A 13024-nucleotide genomic window follows, 5' to 3' on the forward strand; every position below is an offset into this window, starting at 1 on the left:
ATATTCGGCGACTTTTTGTCGTTACGAAAATACTGCATATTGCACAATCCACTTTCATTATTTGGATAGTGGAAAATTTACGTACTGTTTCTTCCCGTATGAAGATAGATACACTCACTCTTAATAATTTCGTTCGCTACCAGGAAGATTCCTGGCCTATGCACTTGATTAATTTATAGAAAAATCTTAGGCTACCGGAAAAACATTATTCATTATTGGTGACCAAAGGCTAAAAATGAAAAAAACAACTCCAGAATATACAACTGTCGACCTATCTCGTTGGGCAAGGAAGGAGCATTTTGAGGCATTTCAGACCTTTGCTCAGTGTACATTTAGTCAAACTGTACAATTAGATATTACCGCGTTGTTAAAACATATAAAGGCGGTTGGCTGGAAAATTTATCCTACTTTAATTTTTCTCATTGCTAAAATAGTAAACAAGCATACAGAATTTCGTATGGCTATAAAAGACAATGAGCTTGTCATCTGGAATGATATTCACCCATGCTATACGATTTTCCATGATGAAACAGAGACTTTTTCGTCATTATGGAGTCACTACGATGGTAATATTCATCACTTCCTGGATATTTATTCAGAAGACGTCGCACGCTATGGCAATAACCTCTCCTATCTGCCTAAAGAAGAGTCTCGGGAAAACGTATTTTTTGTATCTGCAAACCCCTGGGTAAGTTTTACCGGCTTTAATATTAATATTGCAAATATGCAGAACTTTTTCGCCCCCATGTTCACGATTGGAAAATATTACCAACAAGGTGAAAAAATACTGTTACCTCTCGCCGTCCAGGTACATCATGCCGTTTGCGATGGTTTCCATGTATCAAGACTAATCAATGAGTTACAAACCATGTGCGATGACTTATTGCGACATTCAGGGGAACCCGAAGCGTAATGCGCCAGAATACGGGTAAATATCTTTTTACCTGGGGCATACAGCACGACGTCGGCGCTAAAGCTGAAACGGAGAGAGCTTTGGCATGTTTGAATTATCCTTTGGACTCTTTATTATTCCTTGCAAGCGCAAGCAACTCTTCGATATTCTTTTTGTCTTCCTGCTTAAAATAAACTTCAAAATCATGAGTGTTATCCTCTTTCCAGGATAAAATGGCATGGTTAAGAATATCGAGATAAATCACTTTTTCCTCATCAGGTAATTCCGGGATTTTCTCATGAATGATGACTATTTTTTACTATCAATCCAGCTAAAATCACATAAACAATCGTTTAATGCATCCCAGTTGAATCCAAAATATCCGGGAAACCACAGCAAATAATAAAAGCTTTTGAGTAATTCCGAACTCAGTCGTATTTCGGGATCGATTCGCGCGCAAAAGGCCTGAGAAATATCTAAAGATGGGTATTTTTCATAGAATTTAAAAGACATTAATTTTTATCCTTTACTTCCTGGTGGGAAGGCTTACGGCCCACTATATCCCGGATCTCACTATCTTAGCCCATAATCATTAATTTCAGCGATAGAATATGAGTATCCGTTCCTGGAACCGAGATCCTCTATTTAATCGCGTGATGGTTTCCAACGTACGTTTCAGGCACCAGGCAGTCGGCCATGAGCAGGCATCTCCGCTCATCACCAGAAGCGGAGGTTCGCAGTAGTTCCCCTCCTGACGAAGGTATTACGCAATTTGCGGTGTGTTAATCAATGTGGCGCAAGTCATACAATCCGGGGCACTTCACGGTAGTGCTGAGTGAGACGCGAGTGTCGTGCTAGCACGTTTTATCGCCGCCAGCCCAGCGCTTAATATCACTTATCTTTGGCGAGCGGATGCCCGCGCTCAGGAGGTTCTTGGTGGTGTAAAGGCTGACCTGCGCGTTGTCGCCATTCCGGCTTTCGATCTCAATTAACGTGTTATTAATCAATAACCCTTGTGAAAGGAGTTTTTGATTGATCTCCCCTTTTTTGCGCTCAACGTCAAACTCGCTTAATACGATAACCGGATTTCCTGAATATGCCTCATATTCGAGGCACTGCCTTGCCATGTGCCTGATGGTTCGATAGGCATCAGAAGCCCCTGCGTGGCTTATGAAACTGCCGTCAAAAGAGGACTGGCTGCTTTTAAGTTCGCTGACGGTTATGGCGCACCCACTGAGTGCGAGGGAACACAACAGGCCTGCCAGGGCAACGTATTTCACTTTTAACTCCATGGTTCAGGTAGATGCCCTCCGCCGGGTCGGGATCAGCGTTGCGTTTCCGTTCAGGCGGACTTGTGGTGTGGGAAATCAACCGTAACCATCAGTCCGCCTTCTGCAGACGTAGTGAGACTTACGCTGCTGTTGTGTTGCTGCGCAACCGCTTTGACGATGGCAAGCCCCAGCCCACTCCCGCTTTGCATCTGATTAGGATCGCGAAAAAACCGGTCGAACACGCGCTCCCGCAATTCAACGGGAATGCCTGGCCCGGCATCTGAAACACGTAACTGCGTGGAATTATTTAGGGATCGTAACTCCACCTCGACCCGTCCGCCCTCAGGGCTGTACTTCACGGCATTTTCAATAAGGTTATCGATAAGCGACATCAACCGTTCGCGGACACCTGTTATCCAGATTTCATCTTCAGCGTAGAATTCAAGCTCTATCCTGCGCTCAGCCGCGAGCGGCGACAGCCCGGCCATTCGCTCTTGTATAAGCGTCGTCAGCGGCACAGGCTCCATAACCGTGTCAATGCGCGCTTCGCTGTGCATCATCAGCAGCAACTGATTGACGAGACGAGCCGCACGGCTATTGCTGCGAATAATCCCTGCCAGTAACTCTTTTTGACTGTCACTGCTGACATAGGACTGCAAAGCCTCAACATTGATTCGCATTGCAGCCAGCGGGGTGCGCAGCTCGTGGGCGGCATCGGCAATGAAAACGCGTTCCCGTTCCGTACTTTCCCGCACCCTGGCAAGAAATCCGTTCACAGCGTCGACCATCTGGCGAAGCTCCCTGTGCTTTGGCACGGCTTTTAAGGGCGAGAGATCGTCCGGCGTGCGTAGGGAAATTTCATTGACCACCCGATTCCACGGGCGCATCGCAATGCGGATGGACAACCACGCGGGAAACAAAAGAAAAGGAATGCATACCAGTAGCGGCATGACGTAGTAGCCACGCGAATTCAGGTAGATAAAGAAGTTCCAGCCTCCGGCAGGGGTGATGAGTGTGACCTCCGTGTCGGAGTTCGCGGACGTCAGGGTACGGCTGGTCCAGGCGCGCCCTTCGCTCTGAACTCGCTCAATTTTCCCATCGCGGGTGTTTGTCACCCCGGTCGGTGCGCCATCAGAGGCATAAATTATCGCTTTGTTCTTGCGCACGATAAGGCTGATGGAGAGTTCTGGATCTTCACCGCCACCGTAATCTTCCCGCACCGCTTTACTGAGCGCAGCCAGCACATGCGTTCGCTCCTGCGGGCGATCCTCCATACTCTCAACGACAGTAAAAATGGTTTCGTAAGTCTTGCTGCCCGTTAATATCGGCGGGCTACGCAAGTCCTCCCACAAAACGTAAGTCAGAAAAAGACACCAGAGCAGTGTGAGCAGTAGCATTTGAGCTACCATAATGCGCCGTACGAACGTTGGGGTTCTCAGATGGCGCCAAAAATTTCGCATCAACCTGCCCCCTTCAGGATCGGGACGGTATCAATGACATACCCAACGCCCCTCACCGTTCGCACATAGCCGTCGCCGATTTTGCGACGCAAATTCCCCATATGCACATCGAGCGCATTACTCATATTTTCTTTTGCGCCAAAGATCCGTTCTTCCAGAAAACTGCGGGTCAGCACGCGATCGGTGCGCAACATCAACGTTTCAAGCAGCGCGTATTCACTTGCCGTCAACTCAACATGCCGTGCATTCACGGTCACGCGTCGCGTCGGCACATGAAGCGATAATCCGCGAATCTCTATCGCCTCGTTCTCAAAACCGTAACTGCGGCGCGCAAGCGCTCTCACTCTGGCCAGCAACTCGGCGAGAACAAACGGTTTGACAAGATAGTCGTCGGCACCGGCGTCCAGCCCGGAGAGGCGATCGTGCAGTGTGCCACGCGCCGTCAGGATGATGATGGGGATGCCCTTGAGCTGCTGACGCAAGCGCGCCATCAGGCTCATGCCATCACCGTCGGGTAAACCGAGGTCGAGTAACACAAGTTCAGGCACGCAGGCATCAAGCTGATGCAGCGCATCCTCTTTGCGGCGAACCCATATGACATCAAATCCTTGATCTGCAAGAGCAATACGCACGCCATTGCCGAGATCCAGGTCGTCTTCGATTAGGAGAATTTTCACAATGGTTACGGTATCAACAGTGAATGAAGAACGTCTGAAGAAAAAAACGGTAGCAGGAAATCTATCAGCTTTGCAGCACCTGTACTTGCTTCATCCTTTCTTCATTTTTGGCTCACGAGAACTTTAGGGGGTGCATGCAAAATGAGCGTTCTGGCGTTTAACACCCGCTTGTATCGTAATCATTTGAATCCACAAGGAATTCTTTAATGAGAAACATCAAACTGCGTCATAAGTTCCCCCTTCCACTTTCGGGGCGCAGCCTGAAAAAAATGTTGCCGGGCGCGGTCCTGGCGTTACTGGCCACCCCGATACTGGCGGCAGAACAGGATCCGGGCAATGCGTTGACCCTGGGAGGCGGCGCGAATGTTACGCCACGCTATTCTGGCGCGGATAAAAGCCGCGTCACAACGGCCCTGGTACTTGATTACACAATGGCAAATGGTTTCTTCGTCAGCACCACGCGGGGCATCGGCTACGGCAACAACCTCGGCAAGTTCGATTACAACGCGGCGCTGAGCTATCGCGCAGGCCGCAAGGATCGCGATGCGGACAGCGACTCGCTAAGCGACGGCAGCGACTACCTGCGCGGTATGGGCGACGTCAAAGGCTCGGCTCTTGGTGTGCTTGGCGTGGGGTACGGGGTGACCAACTGGCTTAATGTGCAATTGCAGGCCGAGGTGCCGGTTTCGCAGCGAAGCAATGGCGCGGCCCTGCATTTCGGCATCAATAGCCCGCTCTATGTCTCATCGAGCAACTCCGTGACGCTGGCGCTGACCGGCAGTTGGGGAACGGAAAAGTACATGCAGACTTACTACGGTGTCAGTGCATCCCAGTCGGCCGCCTCGGGGTTTACTCAATATGATGCCGGATCGGGAATTTATGCCTGGTCAACGAATCTTACCTGGACCCACAAATTCAACCAGGACTGGAGCGTGGTTGCCGCTGCAGGCGTAACGCAGTTGACGGGTGATGCGCGCAATAGCCCGATTGTGCAACGAAACACATCGCCCACAGGAAGCCTGCTGGTGACATATCGTTTCTGATCGTTGTTCAACACGCTTCCCGCCCGCTTATGGCTCCGCACAGACAATAAACAGGCATTCGTTCCGCCCCGGTTCAGCGAACGGGGCGGCACTCAATACAGTGAAGATCCAAAAGCATCTGCCCCGGCCCCGGATAAAACCGGTTAGTTGGCGCATCTGCAGAAGAGCAGGCTTACGTTGCGGACGGGGCGGGATCCGCCAGCAAGGCATCGACGATATCCAGCATGACCCGCAGGCGATCCATATGGCGCAGATCATAGTGATACCCCACCCAGATATCTTTGGATGGCGGCGGTTCCGGCATGTGAATGCACTGCAATCCGGGGATGGCATCGCCAAGAGGCCGCGGCAAAACAGCAATCCCCATTCCCCGCTGGCACATCTGCGCCTGAACGGCCCGGCTGGTGCTGGTAAATACACGCCGTGACTGCGGAAATCTGTCGAGCAGCCAGGCAACGTCAGAAAAGTGGGATTGTGCCGTATTCATAAGAATAAGCCCCACTGCGGCCGGGTCGTGCTCCGCGAGATGCGCGATTTCCGGCGTGCCATACAGCGCGTAGGGCATACTCATCAACCGGCGCTGAACAATATCCGGTTCGGGGAACAATGCGAAATGCGATGTCGGCATCACGGCGCGACAGATTAAGTAAGCGGTAGCTGGCGATAATTTCCGGCACAATCGCTGGATGGCGGCGCGTCAGTTCGACCAGCACAGGGGCCAGAACATAATTAGCAAACCACTCGGCTGAGCGAATAACCAGCGGAGTCGCTGAGGCGTCGTTACTTCACGCATCCACGCCTGGTACACGCCGCGCGGCCTCTTTTCCGGGATCAAAAAGCTAATTGTCGCTGCCAGACAAAACATCCTCGCCAGCCTGATATGCGGTTAAGAGATGGAAAACGGCAGCCATCGCACTTTGCTAAAGCTCAGAGGGGAATATCCCCTCTGTGACTTTTTTGCAGTTCTCGTTCGGCGCAATTAGTAAGTGAAGGGGGAACGATGCTGTGCCTCTTTCAGCATCATTTGGGCATCTTCACCCGCCGCAGTATAGAGCGGCGCACTGGCATCCCGCGCAACCGCGAAAATGGCATTCGCGACATCATCCGCATGCGTCACGGGCGCGTTGCTATCGCCCACACGCTGGATAAACTCCTGCACCATTTGCCCATAGGCGGGATCATCGATGCCTGCAAAATAGGCGCGCGCATTCTCGCCAAACTTCGTTTCCGGGGAGCGCCCCGGTAACACCACGTGAACACGAATACCAAAAGGCCTGACTTCAATGGCAAGTGACTCGCTCCATGCATTCAGCGCCGCTTTACTGGCGCGATAAAGGCCAATCAGCGGCATCGCCCGGGTCGTTACGGATGAAGAGACGTTAATGATCACCCCTGATTTTTTCTCTCTCATCAGCGGCAGAAACGCCTGGGTTAATGACAGCGTCCCCAGCACATTGGTGTTCATTAACTGCTGCGCGGTGGCAAGCGGCGTAAGTTCGACCGGTACAGGTGCGCCAAAACCCGCATTGTTCACCAGAACATCAATCGCGCCCGCCGCTTTCACGACATGGTTAATGCTCTGCGCGGAAGTAATATCGAGCGGCAGGATCGTCAGTTTATCGCTTGCAGGCAAACAGGTCGGGTCAGGCGTTCTCATGGTGGCAATCACATCCCAGCCCTGCTGTAAAAAAAGTTTTGCTGCGGCAAGACCAAAACCTGAAGAGCAACCGGTAATCAGTACAGTAGACATATGTGATCCTCTTTGGTGGCAAGAGCAGCGATCATAGCGGCCACCAGCCGGACAATATATAATCAAACGTCCCGTAAACTTTAGAGAGCGTCCAATGTCAGATCCGATAACCGATATTGTTGCCCTGCTCAACCCCAGGCCATCGCATTCAAAACTCGTTGAAGGGCGCGGCCAGTGGCGTATTGTTCGGGAATCTGGCGGAGAGGCCTTTTACTGCGCCGTGCTGGAAGGCGAATGCCTGATCACTGTTAACGGCAAAGGTCCAACGTTGCTGGTTGCCGGTGATTTTATTCTGATACCCGCCGCGTACGTTTTCGAGAACACCAACGCGGGCGGAGCTGGCTCAACTGACATCACAACGCCAACGATTATCAGCGAAGGCCATGTGCGGATTGGCGCAACCAGCGGGCCCGCCGATCTGATCATGTCTGTCGGCCACTGTGAATTCGATACGCCGGATAAGCAACTCATCGTCTCTTTGCTGCCAAATGAGATCCTGATTAAAGGGCAACGGCGTTTCGCCACCTTGCTTGAACTTCTGCTGGATGAAAGCCGGGCCCGGCGACCAGGGCGCGACGAGGTATTAATGCGGCTTTTACAGCTGCTGCTGGTCGAGTCGTTACGCAGTAATGATGATCTGCCGAAAACGGCGGGCATCCTGAAAGGGCTGCAACATGAAAAGATCGCCGTCGCGCTGCATCTGATCCATGAAAAACCGGGCGTTGAGTGGCAAATCGCCCAGCTCGCCCGCCACGCCGCCATGTCCCGCTCGGCTTTTTTTGCCGCTTTCAGTGAGACAGTCGGGATGCCGCCGGGGCAATATCTTCTCTTCTGGCGCATGTCGTTAGCGAAAAAAGCGCTGATCAGCAGCAAAGAGAAAATTGAACAAATTGCCTTTCACGTCGGCTATCAGTCAGCGAGCGCCTTTAACGTGGCATTCACGCACTATGTGGGCGTTCCACCAGGCGTTTTCAGACGCCAGAAGATCCCGCAAATGCGTTCCCCGGCGTTAAGCAAGGAGCAGGCTTTTCCTTAAGCCCACGCCCGCGTGCGAGAAGGGTATTTTATTGCGCGGCAAGTGCCGTCACGACGTCGCGGTAAGTATGCAGCGGGCGGCCAAGAAGCGTGACCAGTCGCTCTCTGTCGCCATCCTGCGGAAGCATGCCGTGGCTGACGTAGCGCTCAGCCATCAGGCGCATTTCGTAGGCCATCCATTTCGGCATAAATTCCGCCATGCTGGCTTCAAATGCACCCGGATTATCTCCGCCGTAAATAATCTCGCGGCCCAGCACCTCGCTCCATACGGCGGCGGCGCTCTCGCCGGTCAGCGTATCGGGGCCGACAAGATTAATCGTCTCGACAGGCAGTTTTTCGCTCGCCCGATCGCGTCGTATCAGTTCAATGGCCGCCACTTCAGCGATATCGCGGGTGTCGACCATTGCCAGGCCAATCCCGCCGATCGGCATCGGATAAACACCGTGGTTCATGACCACATCCTTAATCATGGCCTCGTTGTCGATAAAGTAGGTTGGCCGCAGGATCGTGGCGCTAAAGTCCATCGCGTTAAGCATGCGCTCGGCCCCATATTTCACGGCGAAGTGCGGCACATTGACGGCAACATCGGCGCCAAAGACAGAGAGGTAAACCACACGTTCAACGCCGCACTCGCGGGCAATGTTGAGGGTAATCATCGTCTGGGTATATTCGTCGCTCGTGACCGCATTCAGTAAAAACAGCGTCTTGATGCCGCTGAAGGCGGCGCGCAAGGCGTCGATATCCAGCATATCGCCTTTCACAACCTCCACATTTTCGGCAAAACCGGCCTTTGCGGGGTCACGGGTCAGCACGCGGAAATCGGCGCCGCGGCGAAGAAGCTGGTTAACAATATGGCGGCCGACGCGACCGGTAGCTCCGGTGATCAGGATGGTCATGGTATTTACTCCGTGGTGTTTGGTTGGTGTAAACAAACACTATCTCGATCCATTTTCGCTTTGAAGATGCTATTTTTTAGATGTTTCGTTCCATAAATGAGACACCCCATGGATATTAATGCCCTTAAAGATTTCCACCTCATCGCTGCCTCGGGCGGGATCGGCGCGGCCAGTCGCGCCAGCGGAAAGCCCAAAGCAACCCTGTCACGCAGGCTGACGGATCTTGAAGAGGCGCTCGGTGTGCGTCTTATTGAACGCGGAGGGCAGAGGTTGCACATCACTGAGGCGGGTGAACGCCTTTTGTCACGCACCGTTGGCGCAATCCGTGACATTGATGAAGCGGTCGAATCCGCGCGGGAAGCGTCGGCAACTCCTGCGGGATGGCTGCGTATTGCGGCCCCACTGCTCTTTTCACAACTCGCTCTCGGACAGCTTCTGGCTGAGTTTCGCCGCCGCTATCCTCGCATTTACGTTGAAGTGATTTCTGAAAATCGAATCAGCGACCTGGTGGATGAGCATTTTGATGTCGCGATCCGTATTAATCCGCACAAAAACAGCACGCTGGTTGGCAGACAGTTTGCCAGAGACAGACTGGCGCTGGTGGCGGTTCCCGCGCTTGAGATGCCGCTCAGCGATGCGCAAAGCGCGCCTGCGATCCCGGCAATTGTGATGTCAACTTATTCGGACGGCGAGCTCTGGACCGTTCAGAGCGGAGAGCGTCGTTTCGCGCCGCAACCGGTGATGCGCCTCTCTTCCCTGCTGACCGTGCGCGATGCCGTGCTGGCAGGTGTCGGCGCGGCGATGCTTCCGCAATCCATTGTCAGCCAGCAACTGGAAAAAGGTGAGCTGGTGTGCTGGGGAGAAGCCGATACATTGACTGAACTCTGGGTGCTGCACACCGCCCGTCGCCTTCAGAGCCCCAAAGTTAAGGCTTTCGTGGAGTTTATCTGCGAGCACTATCCCACCGGCTGGTTCTCTGTCTGAACCAGCCGATTCGGGTATTAACCGGAGATAACTGTTTGTTAAGCAACAGCTTTAGCACTGCGCTGTGAGGGCATTATTGTTGATTGCCCAACCACGAGCGAATTCTCACGCTGTGCTGTGCTGCGCTGGTGTCTGGTGTCTGGTGTCTGGTGTCTGGTGTCTGGTGTCTGGTGTCTGGTGTCTGGTAAGAGAGTGTTATTCTGTGTAGAAAACCACCAACGCTATGCGAGGTTACTTTGCCTTTAAATCTCCATATTCGCCCTGCTCTTGCTGATGAGGCGTCAATGCTGGCTGAACTCCGCGTTGAGGCAATGCGCCCGAGTCTTGAGGCGATCAACAGATTCGATCCCATCAGAGCACGCGAACGCTTCCTTTCGACATTTACGGATAAAGAGACGTTCATCATCTGCTACCAGCATGAGATCGTGGGATTTTACGTGCTGCGGGATTTCCCGACGTACCTCTATCTGGATCACTTCTATATCAAAAATCAATTTCAGGGTAAGGGCGTGGGAAAAGAGGTGGTGCAGCGCATACAGCAAAAAGCCAGACATCCAGGGAAAGCTATCCGACTGATCGCGTTGAAAGCAAGCCCGGCGAATGATTTCTACCGCGCTCTAGGGTTCATGTTTGAGCGAACTGAAGGCGTTGATAATCACTATATATGGCCATGCGTTGACGCTGAATGATGCACGCCTTTTCAGTGAGCTGAGGCAAGGTCGTTGAAGTAAAACAGTACCGCTGGCAGCGGGCGGTACTCTCGCTTTAGCGGAGGTCGCCGCTAAGTTTACAGGCGGTTTATGACGTCAGCCGATAGTGCGACTGCACCAGACCCGAAGGGAAGCTGCGGCTTGATAACAGAGTCAACTCTATATCCCCATTCAGGGCTCCGAACAACGGTTTTCCCGAACCGAGCAGGACAGGAACGGTAGTGATAACGATATCGGCGACCAGACCTTCGCGCAGGAACGACTGTATTACCTGCCCGCCATCGATATAGACGCGATGCGCGTTCTGCGCCGCCAGGTCAGTAAGCACCTCCCCTGGCGTGCGGCATGAGAACTGCACTTTGCCCTCCAGCTTCTCGGGCACGTGAGTATCGCTTAGCTGTCGGGAGAGCACCAGCACGGGTCGGTCATAAGGCCATTCGTCAAAGGTCAGCACCTTCTCATAGCTGCCCCGCCCCATAACGATCCAATCTTTGTCCGCGATAAATGCTGCATAGCCATGATCTTCTGTCGGGTCATCGCGCTGCAACAACCACTCGATGTCGCCATCCTGTCGGGCGATATAACCATCAAGACTGACCGCGATAAAAACATGTGTGGTGACCATCAGGTGCTCCGTATTCAGGTTGCATATATCCCGTAGAGTTTAGGGATGTGAGCGATAAAGACCTGCTCCCTGCGGAAAAACGTAGCATGAGAGCAGCAACGTTCCCATTATGGATTACGGCAAAAAATCGTGTGATGTTGAGTCCAGGATGGAGCGAAAAGCCGTGATCTGCTCCCCATAAAGCAACCTATCGCCATGTTAACAACGCCCGCTCCTGGCACTCAGCAACTGGTCAAGGGGCAGGCATGTCGGCAGTCAGTATTTATCAATGATGCCCTGACTGACGACATAAAAAAGCAATCGCCAGGGGACTATTGACAGCCTGTTTACGCCTGAGTAGGCTCACCGGCACGTCGCGAAAAACGATCCTTTCTGCTGCTGAATTGATCGCGTACACGTCGATTCTGTTTCCTTACAGTTTGACCAGCGTCTTCGAAATCAACCGCGTTGTTGCCATGACATGGCGAAAGCGCTTATCGCTACCCGTCGGTAGCGGCACGATAAACGGAGCGTACCTATGTCAAACTCAAATTCTGACCCGCAGTTATCTGTCCGTTCTCTTCCTGCTTTTTCTGCTCCTGTGTGTGTAGACGGTAGTAACACGATGAAGGCAATCCGTTATCACGCGTTCGGTGGGCCTGATGAATTACGTGTTGATGAAATTCCTGTTCCTCACGCCGGGCCTGGCGAGATTCGTATTGCGGTGCATTATGCCGGGGTGAATCCATCGGACTGGAAACGCAGAGAGGGCCAGTATCAGGCATTCGAAGATGGGGTGTTGCCACTCACGGTGGGCGTGGAGGCCAGCGGCGTTGTTGATGAGATTGGCGATGGCGTTTCCGGCGTTGCCATCGGCGATGCGGTATTCGGTTTTGGTGATGGCACCGTCGCGGAGAAAGCCATCCTCTCGCACTGGGCGGTCAAACCCGCTGCGGTATCTTTTGCGGTGGCAGCAGGCTTGCCCGTAATGACTGATACGGCCAGCCGGGCACTCGATGAAGTGAATATAAAAACGGGGCAGACGCTGCTGGTTAGCGGGGCGGCAGGCGGTGTAGGAACGGCTATCGTCCAGCTTGCCTGCCTGCGCGGCATAACCGTTATTGGTTCAGCAAGTTCCCCTAAACATGGCTATCTCGCCTCATTAGGCGCCATTCCGACCACGTACGGTCCCGGTTTACAGGAACGAATAACTCACTTAGCGCCGGGAGGTGTTGATGCGGCCATTGACGTTGCGGGTTCCGGGGTCATACCTGAATTAATTTCAATCGTGGGACATCCCGCTCGCGTACTTTCCGTCGCGGATTTATCTGCAGAGCAGTATGGCGCGAAATTTTCCCACGGCCCGCCTGTACACCCGGAGCTGATCCTCGCAAATATTGCCCGTCTCTGTGCCGATGGCCTGTTTAAACTTCATATTGCGGGCGTATACCCACTGCAACAGACTGCCGATGCACATCGGGTAAGTGCAGAAGGCCACGTGACCGGCAAACTCGTCATCAAGGTTTGCTGAAGTGCAGCTTGCCGGAGGCAATCGGGCTACCCGTCACGTCTCGCTCTTCAATTCGGGTGCAGCCTCGATGCCTTCCGCCATGCAATGCACAGTCATCAGGTTGAGGTTATCGGTTGTCAGACATAGACAAATTTTTCGCCAGCCATTGATAACGCAGAGAGCGATTCATCT

The 13024-nt window shown here is 52.9% G+C and carries 13 protein-coding genes and 1 pseudogene; 6 read left to right on the forward strand and 8 right to left on the reverse strand.

What is annotated here, in order from left to right; all coding sequences use genetic code 11:
• Positions 1-235 precede the first annotated feature (235 nt).
• Entirely contained in the window at positions 236-913 is a 678-nt protein-coding gene (catA, locus tag AAIG26_RS11700) for a type A chloramphenicol O-acetyltransferase (RefSeq protein ID WP_343179862.1), read from the forward strand.
• A gap of 94 nt (positions 914-1007) precedes the next feature.
• Here the strand turns inward: catA and AAIG26_RS11705 are convergent, their stop codons facing one another.
• From AAIG26_RS11705 to AAIG26_RS11720, 4 genes are all read right to left on the reverse strand, one after another.
• A complete protein-coding gene (locus AAIG26_RS11705) occupies positions 1008-1157 on the reverse strand; it encodes a hypothetical protein (protein ID WP_343179863.1) in 150 nt (49 codons plus the stop codon).
• Between the two features lie 589 nt (positions 1158-1746).
• Positions 1747-2184 carry a hypothetical protein gene (locus AAIG26_RS11710; RefSeq protein WP_343179864.1) on the reverse strand — a complete coding sequence of 146 codons (438 nt, stop codon included), beginning with the start codon at positions 2182-2184 and terminating at the stop codon, positions 1747-1749.
• A 50-nt stretch (positions 2185-2234) separates the two neighbouring features.
• Positions 2235-3623 carry an ATP-binding protein gene (locus tag AAIG26_RS11715; protein ID WP_343179865.1) on the reverse strand — a complete coding sequence of 463 codons (1389 nt, stop codon included), beginning with the start codon at positions 3621-3623 and terminating at the stop codon, positions 2235-2237.
• Positions 3623-4300, reverse strand: a complete 678-nt coding sequence (locus tag AAIG26_RS11720) for a response regulator transcription factor (protein ID WP_343179866.1) — start codon at positions 4298-4300, stop codon at positions 3623-3625. The genes AAIG26_RS11715 and AAIG26_RS11720 overlap by 1 nt, the downstream gene beginning before the upstream one ends.
• Before the next feature lie 206 nt (positions 4301-4506).
• Between AAIG26_RS11720 and AAIG26_RS11725 the strand changes: the two genes are divergently transcribed.
• Positions 4507-5343, forward strand: coding sequence for a MipA/OmpV family protein (locus tag AAIG26_RS11725; protein ID WP_045506958.1), 837 nt, complete (start codon positions 4507-4509; stop codon positions 5341-5343).
• Between the two features lie 172 nt (positions 5344-5515).
• Here AAIG26_RS11725 and AAIG26_RS11730 read toward each other — a convergent pair.
• A pseudogene (locus AAIG26_RS11730) lies at positions 5516-6092 on the reverse strand (LysR substrate-binding domain-containing protein); the annotation flags it as partial.
• Positions 6093-6322: 230 nt separating this feature from the next.
• A complete protein-coding gene (locus tag AAIG26_RS11735) occupies positions 6323-7093 on the reverse strand; it encodes an SDR family oxidoreductase (RefSeq protein WP_160270783.1) in 771 nt (256 codons plus the stop codon).
• 94 nt (positions 7094-7187) lie between these two features.
• On the opposite strand from AAIG26_RS11735, the gene AAIG26_RS11740 reads away from it, so the two are divergent.
• Positions 7188-8129: an AraC family transcriptional regulator gene (locus AAIG26_RS11740; protein ID WP_343179868.1), complete on the forward strand. Its 942-nt coding sequence runs from the start codon at positions 7188-7190 to the stop codon at positions 8127-8129.
• 28 nt (positions 8130-8157) lie between these two features.
• Here AAIG26_RS11740 and AAIG26_RS11745 read toward each other — a convergent pair whose 3' ends face one another.
• On the reverse strand, positions 8158-9024 hold the full coding sequence (locus AAIG26_RS11745) for an NmrA family NAD(P)-binding protein (protein ID WP_343179870.1): 867 nt from the start codon (positions 9022-9024) through the stop codon (positions 8158-8160).
• A 108-nt stretch (positions 9025-9132) separates the two neighbouring features.
• Between AAIG26_RS11745 and AAIG26_RS11750 the strand changes: the two genes are divergently transcribed.
• The gene (locus AAIG26_RS11750) at positions 9133-10008 is read left to right on the forward strand and encodes a LysR family transcriptional regulator (protein WP_343179872.1); all 876 of its coding nucleotides are present in this window, start codon (positions 9133-9135) and stop codon (positions 10006-10008) included.
• Positions 10009-10292: 284 nt separating this feature from the next.
• Positions 10293-10697 carry a GNAT family N-acetyltransferase gene (locus tag AAIG26_RS11755; protein WP_343179873.1) on the forward strand — a complete coding sequence of 135 codons (405 nt, stop codon included), beginning with the start codon at positions 10293-10295 and terminating at the stop codon, positions 10695-10697.
• Between the two features lie 109 nt (positions 10698-10806).
• Here the strand turns inward: AAIG26_RS11755 and AAIG26_RS11760 are convergent, their stop codons facing one another.
• Positions 10807-11343, reverse strand: coding sequence for a dihydrofolate reductase family protein (locus AAIG26_RS11760; protein WP_343179875.1), 537 nt, complete (start codon positions 11341-11343; stop codon positions 10807-10809).
• A 604-nt stretch (positions 11344-11947) separates the two neighbouring features.
• Between AAIG26_RS11760 and AAIG26_RS11765 the strand changes: the two genes are divergently transcribed.
• Positions 11948-12853 carry an NADP-dependent oxidoreductase gene (locus tag AAIG26_RS11765; protein ID WP_343179876.1) on the forward strand — a complete coding sequence of 302 codons (906 nt, stop codon included), beginning with the start codon at positions 11948-11950 and terminating at the stop codon, positions 12851-12853.
• The last annotated feature ends 171 nt before the right edge of the window (positions 12854-13024 follow it).

It is taken from the genome of Kosakonia sp. PSU_27, from assembly GCF_039409795.1.
Taxonomy (GTDB): domain Bacteria; phylum Pseudomonadota; class Gammaproteobacteria; order Enterobacterales; family Enterobacteriaceae; genus Kosakonia.